The organism is Streptomyces sp. NPDC104202, assembly GCF_055584185.1.
The window spans coordinates 14,400-39,321 of sequence record NZ_JBVJMN010000070.1; the positions used below are offsets into that span (position 1 = coordinate 14,400).

At 73.2% G+C, this 24,922-nt stretch carries 20 protein-coding genes; 7 read left to right on the forward strand and 13 right to left on the reverse strand.

What is annotated here, in order from left to right; translation table 11 throughout:
* Nucleotides 1–165 precede the first annotated feature (165 nt).
* The 10 genes from ACZ60W_RS32155 to rsmH are packed head-to-tail and all read right to left on the reverse strand — an operon-like array spanning nucleotide 166 to nucleotide 12,712.
* The gene (locus ACZ60W_RS32155) at nucleotides 166–969 is read right to left on the reverse strand and encodes a cell division protein FtsQ/DivIB (RefSeq protein WP_469758927.1); all 804 of its coding nucleotides are present in this window, start codon (nucleotides 967–969) and stop codon (nucleotides 166–168) included.
* A 27-nt stretch (nucleotides 970–996) separates the two neighbouring features.
* On the reverse strand, nucleotides 997–2,091 hold the full coding sequence (gene murG, locus ACZ60W_RS32160; protein WP_329856714.1) for an undecaprenyldiphospho-muramoylpentapeptide beta-N-acetylglucosaminyltransferase: 1,095 nt from the start codon (nucleotides 2,089–2,091) through the stop codon (nucleotides 997–999).
* Between the two features lie 6 nt (nucleotides 2,092–2,097).
* On the reverse strand, nucleotides 2,098–3,438 hold the full coding sequence (ftsW, locus tag ACZ60W_RS32165; protein WP_469758928.1) for a putative lipid II flippase FtsW: 1,341 nt from the start codon (nucleotides 3,436–3,438) through the stop codon (nucleotides 2,098–2,100).
* 55 nt (nucleotides 3,439–3,493) lie between these two features.
* Nucleotides 3,494–4,933: a UDP-N-acetylmuramoyl-L-alanine--D-glutamate ligase gene (gene murD, locus ACZ60W_RS32170; RefSeq protein ID WP_469758929.1), complete on the reverse strand. Its 1,440-nt coding sequence runs from the start codon at nucleotides 4,931–4,933 to the stop codon at nucleotides 3,494–3,496.
* On the reverse strand, nucleotides 4,915–5,985 hold the full coding sequence (gene mraY / locus ACZ60W_RS32175) for a phospho-N-acetylmuramoyl-pentapeptide-transferase (protein WP_366302342.1): 1,071 nt from the start codon (nucleotides 5,983–5,985) through the stop codon (nucleotides 4,915–4,917). Before mraY ends, murD begins: the two co-directional genes overlap by 19 nt.
* Complete coding sequence (locus ACZ60W_RS32180) at nucleotides 5,982–7,406, reverse strand: UDP-N-acetylmuramoyl-tripeptide--D-alanyl-D-alanine ligase (protein ID WP_469758930.1); 1,425 nt, start codon at nucleotides 7,404–7,406, stop codon at nucleotides 5,982–5,984. The genes mraY and ACZ60W_RS32180 overlap by 4 nt, the downstream gene beginning before the upstream one ends.
* 4 nt (nucleotides 7,407–7,410) lie before the next feature.
* Nucleotides 7,411–9,099 carry a UDP-N-acetylmuramoyl-L-alanyl-D-glutamate--2,6-diaminopimelate ligase gene (locus ACZ60W_RS32185; protein ID WP_469758931.1) on the reverse strand — a complete coding sequence of 563 codons (1,689 nt, stop codon included), beginning with the start codon at nucleotides 9,097–9,099 and terminating at the stop codon, nucleotides 7,411–7,413.
* Between the two features lie 16 nt (nucleotides 9,100–9,115).
* Nucleotides 9,116–11,170, reverse strand: coding sequence for a peptidoglycan D,D-transpeptidase FtsI family protein (locus ACZ60W_RS32190; protein WP_469758932.1), 2,055 nt, complete (start codon nucleotides 11,168–11,170; stop codon nucleotides 9,116–9,118).
* A 7-nt stretch (nucleotides 11,171–11,177) separates the two neighbouring features.
* On the reverse strand, nucleotides 11,178–11,759 hold the full coding sequence (gene ftsL, locus ACZ60W_RS32195; protein ID WP_469758933.1) for a cell division protein FtsL: 582 nt from the start codon (nucleotides 11,757–11,759) through the stop codon (nucleotides 11,178–11,180).
* Nucleotides 11,756–12,712: a 16S rRNA (cytosine(1402)-N(4))-methyltransferase RsmH gene (gene rsmH, locus ACZ60W_RS32200; protein WP_469758934.1), complete on the reverse strand. Its 957-nt coding sequence runs from the start codon at nucleotides 12,710–12,712 to the stop codon at nucleotides 11,756–11,758. Before rsmH ends, ftsL begins: the two co-directional genes overlap by 4 nt.
* 322 nt (nucleotides 12,713–13,034) lie before the next feature.
* On the opposite strand from rsmH, the gene ACZ60W_RS32205 reads away from it, so the two are divergent.
* The 4 genes from ACZ60W_RS32205 (at nucleotide 13,035) to ACZ60W_RS32220 (ending at nucleotide 18,496) form a co-directional block, all read left to right on the forward strand.
* The gene (locus tag ACZ60W_RS32205) at nucleotides 13,035–13,574 is read left to right on the forward strand and encodes a beta-class carbonic anhydrase (RefSeq protein ID WP_469758935.1); all 540 of its coding nucleotides are present in this window, start codon (nucleotides 13,035–13,037) and stop codon (nucleotides 13,572–13,574) included.
* A gap of 145 nt (nucleotides 13,575–13,719) precedes the next feature.
* The gene (locus ACZ60W_RS32210; RefSeq protein ID WP_469758936.1) at nucleotides 13,720–14,739 is read left to right on the forward strand and encodes an AAA family ATPase; all 1,020 of its coding nucleotides are present in this window, start codon (nucleotides 13,720–13,722) and stop codon (nucleotides 14,737–14,739) included.
* The gene (locus tag ACZ60W_RS32215) at nucleotides 14,739–16,088 is read left to right on the forward strand and encodes a DUF58 domain-containing protein (RefSeq protein WP_469758937.1); all 1,350 of its coding nucleotides are present in this window, start codon (nucleotides 14,739–14,741) and stop codon (nucleotides 16,086–16,088) included. The genes ACZ60W_RS32210 and ACZ60W_RS32215 overlap by 1 nt, the downstream gene beginning before the upstream one ends.
* Nucleotides 16,085–18,496, forward strand: coding sequence for a transglutaminase TgpA family protein (locus ACZ60W_RS32220; protein ID WP_469758938.1), 2,412 nt, complete (start codon nucleotides 16,085–16,087; stop codon nucleotides 18,494–18,496). The genes ACZ60W_RS32215 and ACZ60W_RS32220 overlap by 4 nt, the downstream gene beginning before the upstream one ends.
* Nucleotides 18,497–18,759: 263 nt before the next feature.
* Here ACZ60W_RS32220 and ACZ60W_RS32225 read toward each other — a convergent pair whose 3' ends face one another.
* From ACZ60W_RS32225 to ACZ60W_RS32235, 3 genes are all read right to left on the reverse strand, one after another.
* Nucleotides 18,760–19,164 carry a DUF3040 domain-containing protein gene (locus tag ACZ60W_RS32225; RefSeq protein ID WP_469758939.1) on the reverse strand — a complete coding sequence of 135 codons (405 nt, stop codon included), beginning with the start codon at nucleotides 19,162–19,164 and terminating at the stop codon, nucleotides 18,760–18,762.
* A gap of 272 nt (nucleotides 19,165–19,436) precedes the next feature.
* On the reverse strand, nucleotides 19,437–20,225 hold the full coding sequence (locus ACZ60W_RS32230; RefSeq protein WP_469758940.1) for a class I SAM-dependent methyltransferase: 789 nt from the start codon (nucleotides 20,223–20,225) through the stop codon (nucleotides 19,437–19,439).
* Nucleotides 20,226–20,292: 67 nt separating this feature from the next.
* Complete coding sequence (locus ACZ60W_RS32235) at nucleotides 20,293–20,823, reverse strand: SAV_6107 family HEPN domain-containing protein (RefSeq protein ID WP_469758941.1); 531 nt, start codon at nucleotides 20,821–20,823, stop codon at nucleotides 20,293–20,295.
* A 148-nt stretch (nucleotides 20,824–20,971) separates the two neighbouring features.
* Between ACZ60W_RS32235 and ACZ60W_RS32240 the strand changes: the two genes are divergently transcribed.
* The 3 genes from ACZ60W_RS32240 to ACZ60W_RS32250 are packed head-to-tail and all read left to right on the forward strand — an operon-like array spanning nucleotide 20,972 to nucleotide 24,714.
* Nucleotides 20,972–22,003: an ATP-binding cassette domain-containing protein gene (locus ACZ60W_RS32240; RefSeq protein WP_469758942.1), complete on the forward strand. Its 1,032-nt coding sequence runs from the start codon at nucleotides 20,972–20,974 to the stop codon at nucleotides 22,001–22,003.
* Nucleotides 21,975–24,062: a YhgE/Pip family protein gene (locus ACZ60W_RS32245; RefSeq protein WP_469758943.1), complete on the forward strand. Its 2,088-nt coding sequence runs from the start codon at nucleotides 21,975–21,977 to the stop codon at nucleotides 24,060–24,062. Before ACZ60W_RS32240 ends, ACZ60W_RS32245 begins: the two co-directional genes overlap by 29 nt.
* A 43-nt stretch (nucleotides 24,063–24,105) precedes the next feature.
* Complete coding sequence (locus tag ACZ60W_RS32250) at nucleotides 24,106–24,714, forward strand: TetR/AcrR family transcriptional regulator (RefSeq protein WP_469758944.1); 609 nt, start codon at nucleotides 24,106–24,108, stop codon at nucleotides 24,712–24,714.
* The last annotated feature ends 208 nt before the right edge of the window (nucleotides 24,715–24,922 follow it).

The following is a 24,922-nucleotide window of genomic DNA, read 5'->3' on the forward strand; positions in this document are numbered from 1 at the left end:
TTTAGGGTTACCAGTGTCTCTGTTCGCTGGACTCTTCCGAACAGGACACTAAGTCGACAAGTGGCGCACGTTCAACGAACACGCCGAACCTCCCGTTTTTCTTTTCACCCTATGTGATCACCCGTAGCGCTGGCCAACCAGGGTGCTGGCCAGCGGTGATGCCCGTCAACTCCCGGACGAGGCGGGCGCCGTGGGAGCACTTACGTCGAAGTGCCCCGCTTTGGGCGTCGCCTTCATGAGAGCGTTCAGGACCCGGGCTTTCACGGGGCCGTGCTCGGCACTGCCCCAGAAAACGGTGCGCCCCTTGGTCAGTTCCAGAGTGACGGAGTCGTACGAGGTGACGCGCACGACACGAGTGTCCCGGGCGATTTCGGCCGGGAGTTCACCCCGGACGCGGACCGCCTCGCGCAGGAGCCGGTCGGCGCCGAAGCGGCGCAGGCTCGGCGAGGCGGCGCTGTCCAGGACCAGGCGGGGCACCCCGCGCGGGGCGGTGTCGACCGTGGCGAACCGCATTCCGGTCGCGTCCACTTCGATGAACTTTCCGCTCTTTTCGACGAGCAGGACGGGCTGCCGCTCTGTCACTTTCAGCCCGATTCCGTGCGGCCAGGACCGCACGACGTCGATCGACTCGATCCGGGGGTAGGCCCCGCGGAGCCGGGCCTCGATGGCCTCGGTGTCGACCGTGACGAGCGGGGCCCCCAGGGGGACCGCCGCGGTCGCCTCGATCTCGGCGGCGGTCAGGACCCGGGCGCCGGAAGTCTTCACACGTTCCACACGGAACCAGCTCGACCCGTAGAGCGCCCAGAGGACTCCGGCCACGAGCGCGAGCAGGGCGAGGGCGGCGAGGAGGAGCCGGGGCGCCGGCACCCGGAATCGAGGATTCCGTTTCCCGGCACCGGAGGACCGGCCCGACGACCCCTTCGACTTGCTGGTACCGCTCTTCTCCGCGGTCGTCGGTCCGGCTGCCACCTGGCGCTCCTGCCTCTCGCCGCCGCGCTACGCCTGTCGGCGGGCGGCGATCGCCTCGTACACCATGCCGACGAGCAGGTCGTCGGCGTCCCGGCGGCCGAACTCGGCCGCGGCCCGGGACATCTCGTACAACCGGTGCGGATCGGCCAGTACGGGCAGGACGTTGCCCTGCACCCACTGCGGCGTCAGCTCCGCGTCGTCGACGAGGAGTCCACCGCCGGCCTTGACCACGGGCTGGGCGTTGAGCCGCTGTTCGCCGTTGCCGATGGGCAGCGGCACGTACGCGGCGGGCAGCCCGACGGCCGAGAGCTCGGCGACGGTCATGGCGCCCGCGCGGCAGAGCATCATGTCGGCCGCGGCGTACGCCAGATCCATCCGGTCCACGTACGGTACCGGTACGTACGGCGGCATACCGGGCATGTTGTCGACGCGCGGCATCTCGTTCTTCGGGCCGACCGCGTGCAGGATCTGGATGCCGGAGCGCTGGAGCACCGGGGCGATCTGCTGGACGACCTCGTTGAGCCGCCGGGCGCCCTGCGAGCCGCCGGAGACCAGCAGCGTCGGCAGGTTGGGGTCGAGGCCGAAGGCGGCGCGCGCCTCGGGCCGCACCCGCGCCCGGTCGAGGGTCGCGATCGTGTAGCGCAGCGGGATGCCGATGTAGCGCGCGTTGCGGAGCTTGCTGTCCGGGGTGGCGACGGCGACCCCGGCCGCGTACCGCGAACCGATCTTGTTGGCCAGTCCGGGCCGGGCGTTCGCCTCGTGGACCACGATCGGCACCCCGAGCCGCTTGGCCGCGAGATAGCCGGGCAGGGCCACGTAGCCGCCGAAGCCGACCACGCAGTCCGCCTTGGTGCGCTCCAGGACCTGCTCGGCGGCCTTGATCGTGCCGCGCAGCCGCCCGGGGACGGTGATCAGCTCGGGGGTGGGCTTGCGGGGCAGCGGTACGGCCGGGATGAGCGCCAACTCGTAACCCCGCTCGGGTACGAGCCGGGTCTCCAGACCCTTCTCCGTGCCCAGCGCCGTGATCCCCACGCTGGGGTCCTGCCTGCGCAGGGCGTCCGCGAGGGCGAGCGCGGGCTCGATGTGGCCGGCGGTCCCCCCGCCGGCGAGTACGACATGCACCGAAATTCACCGCTCTCCGGACGGGCGCTTCTTGACGCGCCGTCGCATCGACTTCCATCTCACCCCGGCCCGCTTGCCCCAACCGGGGCGACGCATGGCCAGGGCCGCTTTCGCGGCGGGTTCCTGTCGCGCGAAGGCGATGAGGAGCCCGACGGCGAACATGGTCGGCAGCAGGGCCGACCCTCCGTAGGAGAACAACGGGAGGGGGACACCGGCGATCGGCAGCAGACCGAGCACCGCACCGATGTTGATCACGGCCTGCGCCGTGATCCAGGTGGTCACACCTCCCGCGGCGAACCTCACGAAGGGGTCCTCCGTGCCTCCGGCCACGCGGATACCCGCATAGCCTAGAGCCGCGAACAGGGCGAGTACCGACAGCGTCCCCGCGAGACCCAGTTCCTCACCGGTGACCGCGAAGATGAAGTCGGTGTGCGCCTCGGGGAGTTGACCCCATTTCTCCACACTGGCACCCAGTCCGGATCCGAACCATCCGCCGGACGCCAGGGCGTAGATTCCGTGCGCCGCCTGCAGGCAGGGGGCGCCCTCGCCGCCGGGGTCGGTCGCTCCGATGCAGTCGAAGCGCTTCATCCGGTTCGCGCTGGTCTTGATCAGCAGCACGCCGATCGCGCCGGCCACCGTGAGCACCCCGACGAAGAGCCGGGTGGGCGCGCCGGCCGTCCACAGCAGGCCGAAGAGGATCGCGGCGAGGATGATCGAGGTGCCCATGTCGCCGCCGAGCATGATCAGTCCGAGCAGCATGAAGGCGCCCGGGACCAGCGGCACCAGCATGTGCTTCCACTGGGTCAGCAGCCGCATGTCGTGCTTGCGGGCGAGCAGGTCGGCCCCCCACAGGATCAGCGCCAGCTTGCCGAACTCGCTGGGCTGGAGCTGGAAGGGGCCGCCGAGGGAGATCCAGTTCTGGTTGCCGTTGACCGCGTGCCCTATCCCGGGGATCTGCACGAGGACCATCAGGAAGACCGCGCCGACCAGGATCGGGTAGGCGAGCGCCCGGTGCAGCTTCACCGGCATCCGCGAGGCGGCCAGGAGCAGTCCGGTGCCGAGGAGCGCGGCGAAGAACTGCTTCCGGAAGAAGTAGGACGGCACCAGGTCGTAGGTGAGTGCCGTGATCATGGAGGCGGAGTAGACCATCACGAGGCCGAGCGTGGTGATGAGCATCCCCGCGCCGATGATCACGTAATAGGCCGTGAGGGGGCGGTCCCAGGCCCTCTGGGCCCGCTCGTACAGCCGCCGGACGCCTCCGCCCCGGGGTCGCCGCGGGGACGCGGGGGCCCGCCCCCCGCCGCGTGCGGCGGAGGGCCGGCGTGCCCCGGCGATCTTGCTCGGCATGGTCGCTGCCCCCTCCAGTCGTGCCCGGTCCGGCCGGACCCTCCCGCTGGTCAGGTCAGGCGTCCCCGGTGGCGGCGAGGGCGCGGACCGCGTCCGCGAAGGCCTCGCCCCGCTTGTTGTAGTTGGTGAACATGTCCATCGAGGCGCAGGCCGGGGCGAGGAGGACCGTGTCACCCGGGCGGGCGAGCCGGGCCGCCTCGCGGACCGCCTCGGACATCGCCCCAGTGTCGGTCCGGTCGAGGTCCACCACCGGGACTTCCGGGGCGTGTCGCGCCAGGGCTTCGCGGATCAGCGCGCGGTCGGCGCCCATCAGGACGGCGCCGCGCAAGCGCTTCGCCGAAGCGGAGACGAGGTCGTCGAACGCGGCGCCCTTGGCGAGGCCGCCGGCGATCCAGACGATCGGCTCGTAGGCGGCCAACGAGGCTTCGGCGGCATGGGTGTTGGTGGCCTTGGAGTCGTCGATGTAGGTGACGCCCTGGACCTCCTCGACCAGCTCGATGCGGTGCGGGTCGGGCCGGAAGGCCCGCAGTCCGTCGCGGACGGCCTTGGCGTCGACGCCGAAAGCGCGGGCCAGGGCGGCGGCGGCGAGCGCGTTGGCGATGTTGTGCGGGGCCGGCGGCTGGACGTCGGCGACCTCGGCGAGCTCCTGGGCGTTCTTCTGCCGGTTCTCGACGAAGGCCCGGTCGACGAGGATGCCCTCGACGACGCCGAGCTGGGACGGGCCGGGGGTGCCGAGGGTGAAGCCGATGGCCCGGCAGCCCTCCTCGACGTCGGCCTCGCGGACCAGGTCCTCGGTCACCTGGTCGGCGACGTTGTAGACGCAGGCGATCCGGTTGCCCTCGTAGATCCGGCCCTTGTCGGCGGCGTACGCCTCCATGGAGCCGTGCCAGTCGAGGTGGTCGGGAGCCAGGTTGAGCACGGCGGCCGAGTGGACGCGGAGCGAGGGCGCCCAGTGGAGCTGGTAGCTGGAGAGCTCGACGGCCAGGACGTCGTACTCCTCCTCGCCGAGGACGGCGTCGAGGAGCGAGACGCCGATGTTGCCGACGGCGGCGGTCCGCAGGCCGGCCGCCTCCAGGATGGAGGCGAGCATCCGCACGGTCGTGGTCTTGCCGTTGGTGCCGGTGACCGCGAGCCAGGGGGCGGCTCCCGGGCCGCGCAGCCGCCAGGCCAGCTCGACGTCGCCCCAGATCTCCACGCCCGCCTCGGCGGCGGCCGTGAAGAGCGGCTTGTCCGGCCGCCAGCCGGGGGTGGTGACGATCAGCTCGGTGCCGGCCGGCAGGGTGGCCCCGTCGCCGAGGCGGACGGTGACGCCCTCCGCCTCCAGCTCGGCCGCCTGGGCCCGGGAGCGCTCGTCGTCGCCGTCGTTGACGACGGTCACGAGGGCGCCGCGGGCGGCCAGGACGCGGGCCGCCGGGATGCCGGACACCCCGAGCCCCGCGACGGTGACCTTCTTGCCGTTCCAGTCGAGCCGTTCCGTCACTTTTCCGCTGCCCATCCCGCGTAGAAGAGGCCCAGGCCCACGATCACGCACATGCCCTGGATGATCCAGAACCGGACGACGACCAGGACCTCGGACCACCCCTTGAGTTCGAAGTGGTGCTGGAGGGGGGCCATCCGGAAGACGCGCTTGCCCGTCATCTTGAACGAACCGACCTGGATGACCACGGACATCGTGATCAGCACGAACAGGCCGCCGAGCAGCGCGAGCAGCAGCTCCGTACGGGAGCAGATGGCGAGACCGGCGAGCGCGCCGCCGAGGGCCAGCGAGCCGGTGTCGCCCATGAAGATCTTGGCCGGTGAGGTGTTCCACCACAGGAAGCCGAAGCAGGAGCCCATCAGCGCGGAGGCCACGACGGCGAGGTCGAGCGGGTCGCGCACCTCGAAACAGGCGTTGGGGTTGGTCAGGGTCATGGCGTTCGCACAGGACTCCTGGAACTGCCACAGCCCGATGAAGGTGTACGCGCCGAAGACCATCACCGACGCGCCGGTGGCCAGGCCGTCCAGACCGTCCGTCAGGTTCACGCCGTTGGACATGGCCAGGATCATGAAGAGCGCCCAGACCACGAAGAGCACCGGGCCGATGGCCCAGCCGAAGTCCGTGATGAAGGAGAGCTTCGTGGAGGCCGGGGTCAGCCCGCGCAGGTCGGCGAACTGCAGCGACAGCACGGCGAAGGCGATGCCGACGATGAGCTGTCCGGCCATCTTCGCCTTGGCCCGCAGGCCCAGCGACCGCTGCTTGACGATCTTGATGTAGTCGTCGAGGAAGCCGACCAGGCCCATGCCGGCCATCAGGAACAGCACCAGGGCGCCCGAGTACGTCGGGTCCTCGCCGGTGATGACCTTGGCCAGGGCGTACGCGATGAGCGTCGCCAGGATGAAGGAGATGCCGCCCATGGTGGGCGTGCCCTTCTTCCCGGCGTGGCCGCGCGGACCGTCATCCCGGATGAACTGCCCGTACCCCTTGCGGGCAAGGAGCTTGATGAGCAGCGGCGTACCGATCAGGGTCAGGAAGAGCCCGATGGCCCCCGCGAAGAGGATCTGCCTCATCGGCCGGCGACCTCGCCCTCGGTGTCGAGCAGTGCCAGGGCGACCTGTTCGAGACCGACCGACCTGGAAGCCTTCACAAGGACGACGTCCCCCGGGCGCAGCTCACTGCGCAACAGGTCGACAGCCGCCTGCGCGTCGGACACGTGCACCGACTCCTCACCCCACGAACCCTCGTTATATGCGCCCAGTTGCAGCCAGGACGCTTCCCTGTCCCCGACCGCCACGAGCTTGCTGACGTTGAGCCGGACGGCGAGCCGTCCGACCGCGTCGTGCTCGACGAGCGATGCGTCACCGAGCTCGGCCATCTTGCCGAGCACCGCCCACGTGCGAGCCCCTCGGGCCTGTGCGGCCCGGCCCATGGCCGCGAGCGCGCGCAGGGCGGCTCGCATGGACTCGGGGTTCGCGTTGTAGGCGTCGTTGACGACCGTCACGCCGTCCGGACGCTCGGTGACCTCCATGCGCCAGCGCGACAGGGTTCCCGCCTCGGAGAGCGCGGTGGCGATCTCTTCGACGGGCATGCCCAGCTCGTGCGCGACGGCGGCCGCTGCGAGCGCGTTCGACACGTGGTGCTCACCGTACAGGCGCAAGGTCACGTCGCTGCACCCGGTGGGTGTGTGAAGACGGAAAGAAGGCTGTCCGCCTTCTGTGAGGTGGACGTTCTCTGCACGTACGGCCGCTTCGTCCGCTTCGCCGAAGAGGACGACGCGGGCCTTGGTGCGGCTCGCCATCGCGCGGACGAGGGGGTCGTCGGCGTTGAGGACGGCGATGCCGCCCTCCTCGGCCGTCGGCAGGGACTCGACGAGCTCGCCCTTGGCCACGGCGATCTGCTCGCGGCCGCCGAACTCGCCGATGTGGGCGGTGCCGACGTTGAGGACGAGGCCGATCCGGGGCGGGGTGAGTCCGGTGAGGTAGCGGATGTGCCCGATGCCGCGGGCGCCCATCTCCAGGACCAGGTGCCGGGTCTCGTCGCTCGCGCGGAGCGCCGTGAGCGGCAGGCCGATCTCGTTGTTGAGCGAGCCGGGCGTCCAGACGGTGGGCGCGTGCCGGTCGAGGACCTGGGCGATCAGGTCCTTGGTGGAGGTCTTGCCGGCGGAACCGGTGAGGGCGACGACATCGGTGCCGAGCCGTTCCACGACCGCGCGGGCGAGGGCCCCGAGCGCGGCCTGGACGTCGTCGACGACGATGGCGGGGACGCCGACGGGCCGGGCGGCCAGGACGGCCGCCGCACCCGCCTCGACGGCGCGCACGGCGTAGTCGTGGCCGTCGACGCGTTCACCGGCGAAGGCCGCGAAGAGGCTGCCGTCCCGCACTTCGCGGGAGTCGATGACGACGGGCCCGGTGATCCGGATGGCCGGATCCGGTATGTCGTGCGCCTGCCCGCCGACGATTTCGGCGACCTCGGCGAGGGAGAGGGCGATCACTGCTTCATCCCTGACTGTTCTGGTGGCTGTCTGTTCCGCCCGGCACGGGTGCCTGGGCGTCCTGCCGGGCGGCGATCGCCGCGCGCAGCACCTGGCGGTCGTCGAAGGGGCGTACCACTCCGGCGATCTCCTGGCCCTGTTCGTGTCCCTTGCCCGCGACGAGGACGGTGTCGCCGGGGCGGGCGCGGGCGACGGCCGCGGCGACCGCGGCGGCCCGGTCGGCGAGGACGAGCACCTCGCCGCGTTCCTCCGCGGGGACCTCGGCGGCGCCCGCGAGCATGGCGGCGAGGATCCGGAGCGGGTCCTCGGAGCGGGGGTTGTCGGAGGTCAGGACGGCCGTGTCGGCGAGCCGGGCCGCGGCGGCGCCCATCGGGCCCCGCTTCGTGGTGTCCCGGTCGCCGCCGCAGCCGATGACCACGTGGAGGCTGCCCTCGGTGACCTCGCGCAGGGAGCGCAGGACGGACTCGACGGCGTCCGTCTTGTGCGCGTAGTCGACGACCGCGAGGTACGGCTGGCCGGCGTCGACGCGCTCCAGCCGGCCGGGCACGCCCGGGACGGCGGCGACGCCGTCGGCGGCGGCCCGGGGGTCGAGGCCCGCGGTGGCGAGGGTGGCGATCGCGGCGAGGGTGTTGGCGACGTTGAAGGGGCCGGGCAGCGGCGCGGTGGCGGGAATCCGCACGCCCTCCGGGCCGACCGCGGTGAACGTCGAGTCGTGGGAGCCGAGGACGAGGTCCTCGGCGCGCCAGTCGGCGTCGGCGCGACCCTCGGCGGAGAAGGTGACGACCGGGACGGTGGCCTCCTTGGTCAGCCGGCGGCCGTACTCGTCGTCGAGGTTGACCACGCCCAGGCGGCTGCGCTCGGGCGTGAAGAGCCCGGCCTTGGCCTGGAAGTAGTCCTCCATGTCGGAGTGGAACTCCATGTGCTCCGGGCTCAGGTTGTTGAAGACGGCGACGTCGAAGACGCAGCCGTCGACCCGGCCGAGCACGAGGGCGTGGCTGGAGACCTCCATGGCGACGGCCTCGACGCCCCGCTCGCGCATGACGGCGAAGAGCGCCTGGAGGTCGGTGGCCTCGGGGGTGGTCCGCTCCGACTTGATGCGCTCGTCGCCGATCCGCATCTCGACCGTGCCGACGAGTCCGGTCCGCCGGCCCGAGCCGCGCAGTCCGCCTTCGACGAGGTAGGCGGTGGTGGTCTTGCCGGAGGTGCCGGTGATGCCGATCTGCAGCAGGCCGGCACCCGGCCGGCCGTAGATCTCGGCGGCGAGTTCGCCCATCCGGCCGCGCGGGTTCTCCACGACCAGGACCGGCAGGCCGGTCGCGGCGGCGCGCTCCGCGCCCGCCGGGTCGGTGAGGATCGCGGCGGCGCCGAGGCCGGCGGCCTGGGCGACGAAGTCGGCGCCGTGCGTACGGGCGCCGGGCAGGGCCGCGTACACGTCGCCGGGACGCACCGCCCGCGAGTCGTGGGTGATGCCCGAGATCTCGGCGTCGCCGGGGGTGTCGATCCCCAGGTGTGCGGCCAGGTCGCCCAGGGGTGTCGGGCGGGCCTGCTCCGGCCGGGGCGGGGTGGTTCGGTACTGATCAGCGTGTGGCACGGCGGTGAGCGTACCGGGCGCACCCTCTGGGGGGCCAAAAGAGCCCGGGGCGTCGTCGGAGTTCGATTTCCGGTTCCCGGAATGGGGGGTGATCGTTGTCACTGGTGCTCCCGGAGGGTCACGGGGTGCCGTCGGCGAAGACCGGCAGTCGGGCGGGTGCGCTGCCCGTAGGGGCGACGTGGAGGGTCTTGAGGGCGAACTCCATGACCTTCTTGTAGATGGGTCCGCAGATCTGGCCGCCGAAGTAGTTCCCCTTGGTGGGGTTCTGGATGGCGCAGTAGACGGTGATCTGCGGGTCGTCGGCCGGGGCGAAGCCGGCGAAGGAGGCGGTGTACCCCTTGTAGCGGCCGAGTTCGGGGTCGACGCGGTTGGCGGTGCCGGTCTTGCCGGCGACCCGGTAGCCCGGGATGGCGGCCTTGGCTCCGGTGCCCTCCCGGTCGTCGACGACGGATTCCAGCATCGTGGCGAGGGTCCGTGCCGTCTTCTCGCTGACGACCCGGGACTCCGCGGGTTTGGGGGCGGGGTCGAAGCGTCCGTCGGGCCCCTTGGTGCCGCGGACGAGGGTGGGTTCGATGCGGACGCCCTTGTTGGCGATGGTCGAGTAGACCGAGGCGGCCTGCATGGCGTTGACGGAGAGGCCCTGGCCGAAGGGGATCGTGTACTGCTGCGAGGTCGACCAGTCCTCGGGCTTGGCGAGGATGCCGGCGGTCTCGCCGGGGTAGTCCAGGCCGGTGGGGCTGCCGATGCCGAACTTGCGCAGGTAGGAGTGGAGGATCCGGTTGGACTCGGGCTGGGTGGCGCCGAGCTGGCCGGTGGCGAGGATGGTGCCGATGTTGCTGGACTTGGCGAGGACGCCGTTGAGCGTCAGGTACCAGGTCTTGTGGTCGACGTCGTCCTTGAAGAGGCGGTCGCCGCGGTGGAGCCGGTTGGGGACGGTGACGTGGGTGTCGGGGGCCGCCTTGCCCTCCTCCAGGACGGCGGCCATGGACATGACCTTGCTGGTGGAGCCGGGCTCGTAGGCGTCCTGGAGGGCGGCGTTGCCCATGGCGGCCGCGTTGGCGGCGGAGAGGTCGTTGGGGTCGAAGCCGGGGGCGTTGGCCATGGCGAGGACCTCGCCGGTCCTGGTGTTCTGGACGATCACGTAGCCGCGGTCGGCCTTCGACTTCTTCACCTGGTCGGTGATGGCCTGCTGGGCGGCCCACTGGATGTCCCGGTCGATGGTGAGCTCGATGTCGGAGCCGGGGACGGCGGGGGTGCCCTGGGAGCCGGCGGTCGGCACCTGGCGGCCGCCGGACTGGGTGAAGCGGATCGTGCCGTCCCTGCCGGCCAGTTCGGGGTCGAGCATGGACTCGACGCCGCCGGCGCCGCGGCCCTCGGCGTTGACGTAGCCCAGTATCCCGGCGGCGAGCTCGCCGTTGGGGTACACGCGCTTGGTGCTGGGCTCGCTGAGGACGCCGCCGAGGAGGTTGACGCCGGTGCCGCCGGCAGAGCGCTGCGCCTTCTGTCCGTAGACCCGCTTGAGGTCCTTGATCTGGTTCCAGACCTGCGGGGTCTGCTTGCGGGCGAGCAGGGTGTAGCGGGACTTGGGGGTGCGGAGCTTCCTGGCGAGCTCGGCAGGCTCCTTGCCCAGGATGGGGGCGAGGAGCGCGGCGGCCTGCTCGGGGGCGTCGGGGAGCCGTGACTCCGCGGGGGTGAAGAGCTTCGGGTCGGCGGTGATGTCGTACGCGTCCACGCTCGCGGCCAGCGCGATGCCGTTGCGGTCGGTGATCTCGCCCCGCTCGGCGGAGAGCGTGTACTCCTGGAAGCGGTACTTGTCGGCCTTGGCCGCGTACGCGCTGGCGTCGACGGCCTGGACCTGGAGCAGCCGCACCACGAACGCGAGCATGACCAGCGTCAGGCCGAGGGCGACCAGCCGCAGCCGGGGGCGGGGGCTGCCCAGCCGGATGGTGCGGGGCCGGCGGGCGGGCGGCCGGGGCGGGGTCCGCTTCGCGGCCGGGCGCGGGGCGGGCCGGGAGGGGCGTGCCGCGGCTCCGGAGCGGGCCCCCGCCCCTGCGCGGGCGCCGGCGCCGGATGCCGCTCTGGCCCCTGCTCCGGCTCCGGCGGACGCGGGCCGGGGGCGGGCGGGCCGGGCGGGTCCGGGGACGCGCCGGCGCGGGGGCTCCTTGGGGGGCACTGCTCGGTCACCTGCCCGTGGTCGGTGGGGTGGGGTCCGTCGCCGTGGACGCCGGCGCGCTCGGGGTCCGGCCGGCGCCGGAGGGGGTCGTGGCCGTCGGCTCCGGCGGGTTCTGCGCCGGTGCGCCGGCGGGGCCCTGTCCGGCGGGGGCCGAGGCGGTCGGGCCGGGTTCGGAGGTGCGGGGCTTGGGGGTGCCGGCCGGCTTGGGCGACGGCTTGGGGGAGGCGGCGACCGAGGGCTCGCCGAGGACCTTGCCGTCGGGGCCGAGGAAGGCGGGGCTGCCGCCGGGGACCATGCCGAGTTCCCGGGCCCGCCGCTCCAGCGCGTCGGGCGCGGCGTAGTCGTCCACGTCCCGCTGGAGCGCCTGCTCCTCGTCGGTGAGCTCGGTGGTCCTGTTCTTGAGTTCGTTCAGCTGGAAGGAGCCCTGGTTGAGGGCCGAGTTCAGCAGCAGCAGGGAGATCAGCCCGCCGCCGAGGAGCACCACGACGAGCAGCACGAAGGGGGTGCGGGCGGCCGAGCTGGGCCCTGACGGCATGAGCCGTCCGAGCCGCGCGGCGCGCCCTTTGAGCGGCCCCTTCGCCGTGCTCACAGCACGTCCTCCCGGATGCGTTCGGCGCCCCGGAGCCGGGCCGGGGCGGCGCGCCGGTTCTCGGCGACCTCCTCCTCGGTCGGCAGCTCGGCGCCCCGGGTGAGCAGCTTCAGGCGGGGCTGGTACTTCTCCGGGACGACCGGCAGGCCGGGCGGCGCGGTGGTGGCCGCGCCGGCCGCGAAGACCTGCTTGACGATGCGGTCCTCCAGCGACTGGTACGACAGGACGGCGACGCGTCCGCCGACGGCGAGGGCCTTCACGGCCGCCGGGATCGCCTTCTCGACGCTGTCGAGCTCGCGGTTGACCTCGATGCGCAGGGCCTGGAAGGTGCGCTTGGCCGGGTTGCCGCCGGTGCGCTTGGCCGCCTGCGGCAGGGCGTCGCGGATCAGCTCGACGAGCCGGGCGCTGTGGGAGAAGGGCTCCTTCTCGCGCTCGCGCACCACCGCGGAGACGATCCGCTTGGCCTGCTTCTCCTCGCCGTAGGCGCGGAGGATGCGGACCAGCTCGCCGGCCGGGTAGGTGTTGAGGACCTCGGCCGCGCTGATGCCGGTCGTCTGGTCCATGCGCATGTCGAGCGGGGCGTCCTGCGCGTAGGCGAAGCCGCGGTCGGCCTCGTCCAGCTGCATGGAGGAGACGCCGAGGTCGAAGAGGACGCCGTCCACCGCGGGGATGCCGAGCCGTTCGAGGACCTCGGGCAGTTCGTCGTAGACCGCGTGGACGAGGGTGGCCCGCTCGCCGTACGGGGCGAGCCGCTCGCCGGAGAGGCGCAGCGCCTCCTTGTCCCGGTCGAGGGCGACCAGCCGCACCTCGGGGAACCGCTCCAGCAGGGCCTCGCTGTGGCCGCCGAGACCCAGGGTGCAGTCGACGACGACCGCGCCGGGGCGCTCCAGGGCGGGGGCCAACATGTCCAGGCACCGCTGGAGCATCACCGGGACGTGTCGGTCGTTGCTCAATGCGCCCTCTCAGAGCCGGCGCGGAGGCACGTACCGAGGGAGGAGGCCGAGCCGGAGTACCGCCGCACACACGGGGAGAAACCGCGGAAGCCGCTCGATGTCTCCGTTAACTTCGCGTCACTTTAGTCCACCGGACGCGCCGGTCAATCAACCGACTGGCGCGTCGTACGCCGCCGGCGGACCGGGAGGACATTCCGGGCGGCTCACTCGTTCGGGGCCTCCCCCGCCCCACCTGTGGGGTAGCTCACAGGGCGGCTCGTTGACGCGCTTTGTCCCGCCTCACAGCGGGCCCGGTCGCGCGGTGACCGTTAACGTCGGAACCATGTCGACCTCCGCGCACTCCCCCGCCGACGCCATAGGCGCCGACGCCTCGGTCACCGACCGTCTCGTCGAGGCCAACGGGCGCTACGCCGCCGACTTCCGCGACCCCGGGATGGACGCGCGCCCCGTGCGGCGCGTCGCCGTCGTCGCCTGCATGGACGCCCGCCTCGACCTCCACGCCGCCCTCGGTCTCCACCTCGGCGACTGCCACACCATCCGCAACGCGGGCGGCGTGGTCACCGACGACGTGATCCGCTCCCTCACCATCAGCCAGCGGGCCCTGGGCACCCGCAGCGTGATGCTGGTGCACCACACGAACTGTGGCCTGGAATCGCTCACCGAGGACTTCCGGCACGAGCTGGAGGACGAGGTGGGCCAGCGTCCGGCCTGGGCCGTGGAGGCGTTCCGCGACGTCGACCAGGACGTCCGGCAGTCGATGCAGCGGGTGCGGACCTCCCCCTTCCTGCTGCACTCCGACGACGTGCGGGGCTTCGTCTTCGACGTGACGACCGGCCTGCTGCGCGAGATCGACCCGGCTTAAACGTCGAAATCCCGGCATTTCCCCCGCACTTGTCCGCCCGCAAGTGACACGACCCGGCCACGCCAACGACAATGCTCGGGTGGACACCCCCCGGCAGATCCCACGGGGGCAGGTGTCCGTGTTCCGGAAGGCCGAGGAGGGCCGGGTGACGACCTATGACGATCGAGCGAGCCTCACTGATCTGACCACCACCGCGGAGCGGGTCCGCAGGTCGGTGGAGAGCGTGATCGAGGGCAAGCCCGAGGTCGTACGGCTTTCGCTGACCGTGCTGCTCGCCGAGGGACACCTCCTCATCGAGGACGTCCCCGGCGTCGGCAAGACCATGCTGGCCAAGACCCTGGCCCGCTCCATCGACTGCTCGGTGCGCCGGATCCAGTTCACCCCCGACCTGCTCCCCTCGGACGTCACGGGCGTGTCGATCTTCGACCAGCAGCGCCGCGAGTTCGAGTTCAAGCCGGGCGCGATCTTCGCCCAGATCGTCATCGGCGACGAGATCAACCGCGCCTCGCCGAAGACCCAGTCCGCGCTTCTGGAGTCCATGGAGGAGCGCCAGGTCACCGTGGACGGCCAGACCTACGAGCTGCCCAGCCCGTTCATGGTCGTCGCCACCCAGAACCCCGTCGAGATGGAGGGCACCTACCCGCTGCCCGAGGCCCAGCGCGACCGGTTCATGGCCCGGGTCTCCATCGGCTACCCGAGCGCCGAGGCCGAGCTCCAGATGCTCGACGTCCACGGCTCGGCCTCCCCGCTCGACGACCTCCAGCCGGTCGCCCACGCCCACGACGTGACGAAGCTGATCGAGGCCGTCCGCGCGGTCCACGTCGCCGACGCCGTCCGCCGGTACGCGGTCGACATCGTCGCCGCCACCCGCACCCACCCCGACCTGCGGCTCGGCGCCTCCCCGCGGGCCACGCTCCACCTGCTGCGGGCCGCCAAGGCCTCCGCCGCGCTCAGCGGCCGCGAGTACGTCCTGCCCGACGACCTCCAGGCCCTCGCCGCCCCCGTCCTCGCCCACCGGCTGCTGCCGACGGCGCAGGCCCAGCTGAACCGGCGCACCGCCGAACAGGTCGTCCAGGACATCCTCCAGCGCACCCCCGTCCCGGCCGCGGCCCCGCCCGCCGGACCGCTCTACGGCCAGCAGCAGCCCGGCGCCCGGCGGCTGTGATGGGGGCCGCTCCCGGGCCCGACGGCCAGTGGGGCGAGGACGACCGGGGCGGTCTGCGGGCCGCCTTCGGCGGTCTCACCACCCGCGGCCGGTCCTTCCTCGCCGCCGGCGTGGCCGCCGCGGTCTGCGCGTACGTCCTCGGCCAGGCCGACCTGCTGCGCGTCGGACTGCTGCTCGCCGCCCTCCCGCTGATCTGCGTCCTCGTGCTGCACCGCACCCGTTACCGGGTCGCGGCCTCGCGCCGGCTCACCCCCCAGCGGGTGGCGGCGGGCACCGAGGCCCGGGTGCAGCTGCGCATGGAGAACGTCTCCAAGCTGCCCACCGGGCTGCTGATGCTCCAGGACCACGTGCCGTACATGCTCGGTCCCCGGCCCCGCTTCGTCCTCGACCGGGTCGAGGCCGGCGGGCGGCGCGAGGTGTCCTACCGGGTCCGCTCCGACCTGCGCGGCCGCTTCCCGCTCGGCCCCCTCCAGCTGCGGCTCAACGACCCCTTCGGGATGTGCGAGCTGACCCGCTCCTTCAGCGCGTACGACACCCTCACCGTCATCCCCCGGACCGTGCCCCTGCCCCCGGTGAAGCTCACCGGCGAGTCCTCCGGATTCGGCGACGGGCGCCAGCGCTCCCTCGCCCTCACCGGCGACGACGACGTCATCCCGCGCACCTACCGGCACGGCGACGACCTGCGCCGGGTCCACTGGCGCTCCACCGCCCGCTACGGCGAGCTGATGGTCCGCCGGGAGGAGCAGCCGCAGCGGGCCCGCTGCACCGTCCTCCTCGACACCCGCCGGGTCGCCTACCAGGGCTCCGGCCCCGACTCCGCCTTCGAGTGGGCGGTCTCCGGCGCCGCCTCCGCCCTGGTGCACATGCTGGAGCGCGGCTACGCGGTGCGGCTGCTCACCGACACCGGCAGCGTGGTGCCCGGCGAGGGCTCCGAGGGCTTCGCCGGCTCCTCCCAGGACGCGGCCGACTCCGCCGGCCTCCTCATGGACACTCTCGCGGTCGTCGACCACTCCGAGGGCGGCGGCTTCTCCCGCGCCTCCGACGTGCTGCGCGGCGGCAACGAAGGACTGCTCATCGCCTTCGTCGGCGACCTCGACGAGGAGCAGACCGCCCTCACCGCCCGGATGCGCGGCCGCAACGGCGCCGCCGTCGCGTTCGTCCTCGACTCCGGCACCTGGCTCACCGGCGGCGCCGTCACCGGTCCCGCCGAGGACCGGGTACGCCGGCTCCGCGAGGCGGGCTGGACCGCGCTCGCCGTACCGGCCGGCGCCCGGCTCGCCGACCTGTGGCAGCAGGCCGCCGGAACCCGCGCGGAATCCGCCGCCGACACCTACGGAGGCTGGTCATGAGCGGCCGCGCCCGGCTGACCCTCGCCTCCTGGGGCGCCACCCTGATGGCCTCCGGAGCCCTGCTCCCCCTGGTGAAGCCGGCCACCTGGATCTTCACCGCCGCCTTCGTCCTCGCCCTGGTCAGCGGGGTCGGCACGCTGGCCCGGCGGGTCCCGCTGGCCCGCCCGCTGACCCTCCTCGCGCAGACGGCCGTCGCCGTGCTCGCCCTGACCGTGATCTTCGCGCGCGAGCAGGCGATCCTCTGGCTGATCCCCGGCCCGCAGGTCCTCACCCACGCCGCCGACCTCTTCCGGGCCGGCGCCGACGACGTCAGCCGGTACGCGATCCCCGCCCCGGACACCGAGGGCATCCGGCTGATGCTGGTCGGCGGCGTCGTCGCGATAGGCCTCCTCGTCGACACCCTCGCGGTGACCTTCCGCCGGGCGGCCCCGGCCGGTCTGCCGCTGCTCGCCCTGTACTCGGTCGCGGCCGGACTCTCCGGCGGCGGCGCGGGCTGGCTCTGGTTCCTCCTCGCCGCCTCCGGCTATCTGCTGCTCCTCCTCGCCGAGAGCCGCGACCGGCTCGCCGCCTGGGGACGCGTCTTCGGCGGCGCCCAGCGCTCCGGCCGGCCCGGCTCCTCCGTCGCGGCCGGCGGCTCCGGCGTCTCCGCCCCCGCCCGCACCGGACGCCGCATCGGCGTCATGGCCATGGGCCTCGCCCTGGTGGTGCCGCTCGCCCTGCCCGGCCTCAGCGGCGGGCTGCTCGGCGGCGGCGAGGGAGCGGGGGGCCCCGGCGGCGGCAAGGGCGGCACGATCTCCGCCGTGAACCCGCTGGTGTCCCTCCAGGACAACCTGCGCCAGCCCGAGGACCGCGAGGTCCTGCGCTACCGCACCAACTCCCGCGACACCGGCGACCTCTACCTGCGGCTCGTCGCCCTCGACCAGTTCGACGGCACCTCGTGGAAGTCCTCGGTCCGCCCGATCGAGGACGTGCCCAAGCAGCTGCCCTGGCCGCAGGGGCTGGCCCAGGGCGTCAAGATCACCGAGGTGACCAGCAATTTCGTCGCCTCCCAGGGATACGTGCAGAAGTGGCTGCCGATGCCGTACCCGGCGGGCCGGGTCGACATCAGCGGACGCTGGCGCTACGAGCCCGCCGGACGGATGATCGTCGGCGACGACAAGCAGTCCACCCAGGGCGCCCGCTACCAGGTCACCAGCCTCGACGTGCAACCCACCGCCGACCAGCTGGCCGGCGCGGGAGCCGCCCCCGAGAAGCTCCGCGGCGAGTACACCAAGGTCCCCGACTCGCTCCCCGAGGACGTCCGTGCCACCGCCCTGAGGGTGACCAAGGGCGCCCGCAACGATTACGAGCGCGCCGTACGGCTCCAGGACTGGTTCGCCCGCGACGGCGGCTTCCGCTACGACGTCGACGTCGAGTCCGGCACCGGCGTCCAGGCCATCTCCCGCTTCCTCAAGGACAAGCAGGGCTTCTGCGTCCACTTCTCCTTCTCCATGGCGGCGATGGCCCGCTCCCTCGGCGTGCCCGCCCGGGTCGCCGTCGGCTTCACGCCCGGCACCACCCAGACGGACGGCTCCGTCTCGGTCGGCATCCGCGACGCCCACGCCTGGCCCGAGCTGTACTTCGAAGGGGTCGGCTGGACCCGCTTCGAGCCCACGCCCTCGCGCGGCAGCACCCCCTCCTACACCCGGGAGAACACGCCCTCCGGCGTGGCCACCGGCCCGGCGCAGCCCGAGCAGAGCGCCTCGGCCCAGCCGTCCGCCGCGCCGAGCGCCTCCGAGAGCTGCACCCCCCAGATGCGGCGGCTCGGTGACTGCGGCCCCGACGCCGCCGTCGGCGACATCGTCTCGGACGACTCCGGGACCGACCCGCTCGTCCTGGGCCTGATCTCCCTCGCCGTGCTCGCCGCGCTCGCCGTCCCGCTGCTCCCGCTGCTCTGGCGTACCCGCGTACGGGCCCGCCGGCTCGGCTCCGACGGCGGCCGCGGCCCCTCCGAGACCGCCGCGCGGACTCTCGCCGTCTGGCAGGAGATCACCGACACGGCCTGGGACCACGGCGTCGAACCCGACGAGTCCTCGACGCCCCGCAGGACCGCGGCCCGCATCGTCCGGCTGGGCGAGCTGCGCGGCGAGTCCGCCGACGCGGTCCACCGGGTCGCGCGGGCCGTGGAGGAGGTCCTCTACGCCCCCCGGCCCACCCCGGCCGCGGGTCTCGCCGACGAGGCCGGCCGGGTCCGCGCCGGATTCCACGCCGGCGCCGACCGCGCCACGCGGCTCCGCGCCCTCCTCGCGCCCCGCTCCGCGGTGCGCGTCCGCTGGGCCGTGTCCGCGTGGTGGTCCACCGTGGGCTCCCGCTGGGCCGAGCACCGCCACGCCCTCACCACCCGCCTCCGCCCCCGCCGCACCACCTGACCCCGGAGCGCTCGGGTCCGCCGCCTGCGCCTGCTCCGCGCCGGGGGGACCTGGCCCTGCTCCGTGCGGGCAATCGTTCCGCTGGCCCGGAACGGTTGCCCACGACGAGGTGGGCCCGGTCCCGGGCCAGGGGCGGGTGCTGCCACGGTGGAGTGGAGGCACGCGCCCGGCTCATGCCCGGGCCGGAGGGGAACGCGCGCGAGCCCCGCAGGGATCCGCGGGGCTCGGGGGCTAGGGGGGCGGGGCTGCCGCTCGGGGGGCCGTCAGTGGCCGCCGCCCTGCTGTTCGTCGCGGCGGCGCTGCCACCGGTCTTCGATGCGGTTCATCATGGAGCGTCGCTGCCGGGCCTGACGGCCTCCGGCTGCCATCCCGCCCCGGGTCTGCTGCTCACCCGGCTTGGGCGCTTTGCGCCATCCGGTGACGGCCAGGACCGCGCAGCCCAGCATGACGAGGAATCCCACCACGCTGATCCAGATCTGCTGTGCGACCATTCCGGCCATGAGGAGCGCGATACCCACCAGGAAGCCGGCGACTGCTTGGTAGACCCGTCGTCGGGTGTACGTACGCAGTCCGCTTCCCTCGAGCGCTGTCGCGAACTTGGGATCTTCGGCGTACAGCGCTCGCTCCATCTGCTCGAGCATTCGCTGCTCGTGCTCCGAGAGCGGCACGGAGTCCTCCTAGTCGTCGGTCGCGGGGGCGACCGGTTTGCGGCCCTTTCAGGATAGGCAGGGAATCGCCCCCGTGAAACCCGCCCACAATGCCGAATAGCCAATCCGGGCCGCCATGCGGATCGGTTGCTGAGGCGTTGATTCCCCAGCCCCTCGTCCGTCATGCCGGATGGTGTCCCCCGATCATACGGGGCGGAACCGCTCACCGGGCGGGCTGTGGCGTACTCCATGAGGTGCCACGGCCCGCACCGCCGAACGGGTGGCCGTCCTGTTCAGGCGCGCTTCTCGCCCAGGAGGTGCAGCTGGGTGGCGATGGCCTGGAAGGAGGGCAGCTCGGCCGCGGCCGCCTCCAGCTTGAGGAGGGCCTCCGCGGCGCCGGGCTCGGTGTCGACGAGGGCGCCGGGGACGAGGTCGGCGAAGACGCGGACGCCGTGGACGGCGCCGACGCGGAGTCCGGCCTCGTCGGCCAGCTCGGCGAGCTGCTCGGCGCTGAAGCGGCGGGGGACGGGGTCGCCGGTGCCCCAGCGGCCCGCGGGGTCGGAGAGGGCGTGCCGGGCCTCGGTGAAGTGTCCGGCGAGGGCGCGGGCGAGGACGGCGCCGCCGAGTCCGGCGGCGAGGAGGCTGAGGCTGCCGGAGGGGCGGAGCGCGGCGGCCGCGTTCCGCACGCCTTCGGCCGGGTCGTCGACGTACTCCAGGACGCCGTGGCAGAGCACGGCGTCGAAGCCCTCGCGTCCGACCACGTCGAAGAGGCCGCGGATGTCGCCCTGGACGCCGGTGACGAGGTCGGCGACCCCGGCTTCGGCGGCCCGCCGCTCCAGCGCGAAGAGCGCGTTGGGGCTGGGGTCGACGACGGTGACGCGGTGGCCGAGGCGGGCCACCGGCACCGCGAAGTTGCCGGAGCCGCCGCCCGTGTCGAGGACGTCGAGGCTGTCCTTCCCGGTGGCCTCGATCCGGCGGTCGAGGGCGTCTTTGAGGACGTCCCAGACGACGGCGGTACGCAGGGAGGCGCGCGACGGGCGCGACGACGCCTCTCGACCGAAGACAGGGGAAGGGTCCGGCACGGCTGTTGACTCCTCGGTGACGGGTACGGACGCTCCCCACCCTATGGCCTCGGTCCCGCCTTTCGGATCATCCTCCGGACTCACCGGTCACGGGCCGGCGGGGCCGGACCGGCTGGAGGACGAGCAGCCGCTCGACCAGGCGCAGGAAGAGCGCCGCGTCCCTGAGGAGGTCGTCGGCCTCGCGCCGGGTGGCGGCGCTCGCGATGCCGGCCTCGGCGCGGGCCCGGCGGGGTGCTCCGGCGGCGAAGAGGGCGCTCCACTCGGTCAGCTCGGGGGCCAGTTCGGCGAGGAGCTCCCAGGCGCTCCGTATCCGCTGCCGCCGGCGGGGGCCGCTCTCGGGCCGGGCGCGGGCGGCGAGGACGGCGGCCGCGGCGCGGAGGGCGGCGAGGTGGGCGGCGGCGTACCGCTCGTGGGGGCGGTCGAGGGAGGCGGCCTCGACGAGGCCGGCGCGGGCCTTGGCGAGGAGGTCGAGGGCGGCGGGAGGGGCGGCGGAGCGGCGCGGGACGGGGTGGATGTCGGACGCGGGTCCGGACAGCGCGGGGGCGGGACGGCCTGCGGGGTGGCGCCGGGGCGCGGCGGATGCGGAAGGGCTGGCCATGACGAACCTCCTGTCGTCGCGTGACGGCTCTGTGGCCGTATGTGTTCATCGTGCCCGCCCCCACTGACAATCACGCTGACCTGCGGTTTTGCCTGGAGGCTCACTCGGGGGTAACTTTTAAACTGACTGGTCAGTTTAAAAATGGGGAATGGGGGGTGAGTCCGTGGGCACGGAAGCCGAGGAGCACGCGCACGGCGCCGCCGTCGTCGCGGACGGCTTCGGACTGAAGGGGCCGCGCGGCTGGGTCTTCCGGGAGGTGTCCTTCCGGGCCGGCCCGGGGGCGCTGGTGGCGATCGAGGGGCCGTCCGGATCGGGCCGCACCTGTCTGCTGCTCGCCCTCACCGGCCGGATGAAGTCCCACGAGGGCGGCGCCGAGGTCGGCGGTCTCCCGCTGCCCCGGAAGATGTCCGCCGTGCGCCGGATCAGCGGGCTCGGACAGGTCCCCGGCGTCAGCGAGCTCGACCCGGCCTTCACGGTCGCCGAGCACCTGCGCGAGCGTGCCCTGCTCCAGCGCCGCTTCGACGGCTCCGTGCGGGCCCTCCTGCGGCGGCCCGCCGAGCGGGCGGCGACGTCCCGCGCCAGGATCGAGGAGGCCGTGGCGGCCGCGGGGCTCGACCTCGACGCCCTGCCGAAGGGCGAGCGGACCTCCGTGCGCGACCTGGAGCGGCTGGAGGCCCTGCGGCTGTCGATCGCGCTGGCCCTGATCGGCCGCCCCCGGCTGCTGGCCGTCGACGACACCGACCTGAAGCTCTCGGACGCCGACCGCGCCGAGGCGTGGGCGCTGCTGCGCTCCGTCGCCGCGTCCGGGACGACCGTCCTCGCCGTGTGCAGCGAGGCCCCCGCCGACGCCCTGCGCCTCACCACGCGCGCGGGCGGCGCGCAGCACCCCGAGACCCCCGAGACCCCCGAGGCCGACGGAGCCGACGGAGCCGACGAGGCCGAGGGGGCGGCCGGGGCCGACGGCACGGCCGGGACCGAGAGGGCCTCCGGCACCGCCGGGACCACCGGCGAGGAAACCTCCGGAACCACCGGGACCGCCGCCGCGCCGGACACCGCGCCCGACGCCGAAAAGGCTGCCGGCCCGGAGGCCGCCGGGGCCGGGGCGGCCGGCGACACCACCACCGCATCCACGACCGAGGAGGGGGCGGCCGATGCGCTCGCCGAAACTGGCCGCGCTTGAGCTGAAGCGCTTCGGCAGGGGAAAGCTGCCGCGCGCCGCGCTCGTCGCGATCCTGCTGCTGCCGCTGCTCTACGGCGCCCTGTACCTGTACTCGTTCTGGGACCCGTACAGCAGGCTCGACAAGATCCCCGTCGCCCTGGTGAACGAGGACCGGGGGGCCACCGCGGGCGGCAAGCCGATCCACGCGGGTGACGACCTCACCGAGGGGCTCCTGAAGAGCAACACGTTCGCGTGGCACCGGGTGAGCGACGCCGAGGCACGCGAGGGCGTGGAGAACGGGACGTACTACCTGTCCCTGACCATGCCCGCCGACTTCAGCGCCCGGATCGCCTCCAGCTCCGGGGACTCCCCCGAGACCGGGGCGCTGCGGGTGCGGACGAACGACGCCAACAACTACATCGTCGGGCAGATCTCCCGGACGGTCTTCTCCGAGGTCCGCACGGCGGCCTCGACCAAGTCGTCGCGGACGTTCCTCGACAAGATCTTCATCTCGTTCTCCGACATCCACGACGCCACCGCGAAGGCCGCGAAGGGCGCCGACGACCTCAAGCAGGGCGCGGACAAGGCCAAGAAGGGCTCGAAGGAACTGGCCGACGGGCTGAAGACGGCCAAGAACGGCAGCGGCGACCTGGCGGCCGGCCTGAAGAAGCTCGACAAGGGCGCCAAGGACCTGGAGAGCGGTTCGCGGAAGGTCGCGAACGGCACGCAGACCCTCGCCGACAAGGTGAACGGGACCGCCGACAAGGTCCGCCCCTACCTGGCGAACAACGGCAAGTCGATCCGGGACACCGCCCGGCTGGTCTCCGACTCCGCGACGGCGGTCCGGCACAACCTGGACGACCTGGTCCGGCGCGCGCCGCTGGTCCGTTCCGCCGCCCACAAGGCGGACGACGGCCTGGCCAAGCTCCACCGCGAGGCGTGCGTGGTCGACCCGGCACCCGACGCCAAGGTGTGCGAGGTGCTCAAGGAGGCGTCGGTCACCGCCGACGACGTGGCCACGATCGCCGACGACGTGCACGAGCTGACCAAGGGCCAGACGGCCGACCTGAAGACGCTGGACGCGCGCCTGGCCAAGCTCACCCGCCAGGCAGACGAGCTGGCGGCCCGCGCGCCGCACCTCGACGAGGACGTCGAGGGCGCCATCAGGAAGATCAACGAGCTCAACGCGGGCGCGAAGAAGGTCGCCGCGGGGGCGGACCGGCTGCACACGGGCATCACCGAGGCCAAGGCCGGCTCCGTCAGCCTGGACAGCGGCGTCGGCCGGCTGAAGAAGGGCGCGGGCGCGCTCGACGGCGGCCTGTTCAAGCTGGCGGACGGCTCGGGCAAGCTGGCCGGCGGCCTGCACGACGGGGTGGGGCAGATCCCGGACTACGACAAGCAGGACCGCGACCGGCGGACGGAGGTCATGGCCGACCCGGTGCAGCTGGCCTCGCAGTCGCTGCACAAGGCGCCCAACTACGGCACCGGCTTCGCCCCGTACTTCATCCCGCTCTCCCTCTGGGTCGGCGCGATGGTGGCCTACATGATCATCCAGCCGCTGAACCGGCGGGCGCTCGCCGCCGGCGGCTCCGCCTGGCGGATCGCGCTGGCGGGCTGGCTGCCGGTGGCGGCGATCGGCGTCCTGCAGGTCGCGGCCCTGATGTCGGTCCTGCACTGGGGCCTCGGCCTCCAGATGGCCAGGGCCGCCGGGACGGTCGGCTTCCTCGCACTGGTCACCTGCTGCTTCGCCGCGATCATCCAGTGGCTCAACGCCCGCTTCGGCGCGGCCGGCCGCATCCTGGTCCTCGCGGTCCTGATGCTCCAGCTGACCTCGGCGGGCGGCACCTACCCCGTCCAGACCAGCCCGGGCTTCTTCAACGCCGTGCACCCGTTCCTGCCGATGAGCTACGTGGTCGAGGCGCTGCGCCGGCTGATCACGGGCGGCGGGATCGGCCCCGTGTGGCAGGCCTGCGCGGTCCTGACCGCGTTCACCCTGGGGGCGCTGGCCCTGACCGCCGTCTCGGCCCGCAAGCGGCAGGTCTGGACGCTGGACCGGCTCCACCCCGAACTGACCCTGTGAGACGGGGCCGGTGACACCCGTGACACCTGTGAGAATCGACCCCATGGACAGCAGCAGCACCCGACGCCAGGCCACGCGCGCGAAGCTCTACGAGGCAGCCGTCACCCTCATCGCGGAGCAGGGCTTCTCGGCGACGACGGTGGACGAGATCGCCGAGCGGGCCGGCGTGGCCAAGGGCACGGTCTACTACAACTTCAAGAGCAAGACCGAGCTCTTCGAGGAGCTGCTGCGCCACGGGGTGTCGCTGCTCACCGCCTCCCTGCGCGCGGCGGCCGAGGAGACCGCCGAGCGCGGGGGCAGCCGGATCGACGCGCTCGACGCGATGATCCGGGCGGGCCTGGTCTTCATCGACCGCTATCCGGCCTTCACCCAGCTGTACGTGGCCGAGCTGTGGCGCACCAACCGGGCCTGGAACTCGACCCTCCTGGTGGTCCGCCAGGAGGCCGTCGCGGTGGTCGAGGGGGTGATGCGGGAGGGGGTCGCGGCCGGCGAGCTGAGCGAGGAGATCGACGTGCAGCTCACGGCGGCGGCGCTGGTCGGCATGGTGCTGGTGGCCGCGCTGGACTGGCAGGCCTTCCAGAGCGAGCGGTCGCTCGACGACGTGCACGCGGCGCTCTCCCGGCTGCTGCACGGGCGCGTCGGCGGCCGCTGACGGCACCCGGCACGCGCGCGGGGCGCGGGTGACGCACGACGGAAAGGCCGGTGGGGGGGGGGGGGGGGGGGGGGGAGAGCCGACCCCCCCCCCCCCCCCCCCCCCCCCCCCCCCCCCCCACAACCCCAACCCCCCCCCCCCCCCCCCCGGCCCCCTCGCCCCTTTCCGCAGGTGGGCGGGGCGGGAAGGCGGGCGGATAGCGGAGCGA

Coding starts and splice junctions, on each gene's coding strand:
- ACZ60W_RS32220 (WP_469758938.1), top strand. CDS start 16,085: ATGAGCGGCCGCGCCCGGCTGACCCTCGCCTCCTGGGGCGCCACCCTG.
- ACZ60W_RS32235 (WP_469758941.1), bottom strand. CDS start 20,823: ATGGCCAGCCCTTCCGCATCCGCCGCGCCCCGGCGCCACCCCGCAGGC.
- ACZ60W_RS32240 (WP_469758942.1), top strand. CDS start 20,972: ATGGGGGGTGAGTCCGTGGGCACGGAAGCCGAGGAGCACGCGCACGGC.
- ftsW (WP_469758928.1), bottom strand. CDS start 3,438: ATGCCGAGCAAGATCGCCGGGGCACGCCGGCCCTCCGCCGCACGCGGC.
- ACZ60W_RS32215 (WP_469758937.1), top strand. CDS start 14,739: ATGGGGGCCGCTCCCGGGCCCGACGGCCAGTGGGGCGAGGACGACCGG.
- ACZ60W_RS32250 (WP_469758944.1), top strand. CDS start 24,106: ATGGACAGCAGCAGCACCCGACGCCAGGCCACGCGCGCGAAGCTCTAC.
- ACZ60W_RS32245 (WP_469758943.1), top strand. CDS start 21,975: ATGCGCTCGCCGAAACTGGCCGCGCTTGAGCTGAAGCGCTTCGGCAGG.
- murD (WP_469758929.1), bottom strand. CDS start 4,933: ATGGGCAGCGGAAAAGTGACGGAACGGCTCGACTGGAACGGCAAGAAG.
- ACZ60W_RS32205 (WP_469758935.1), top strand. CDS start 13,035: ATGTCGACCTCCGCGCACTCCCCCGCCGACGCCATAGGCGCCGACGCC.
- mraY (WP_366302342.1), bottom strand. CDS start 5,985: ATGAGGCAGATCCTCTTCGCGGGGGCCATCGGGCTCTTCCTGACCCTG.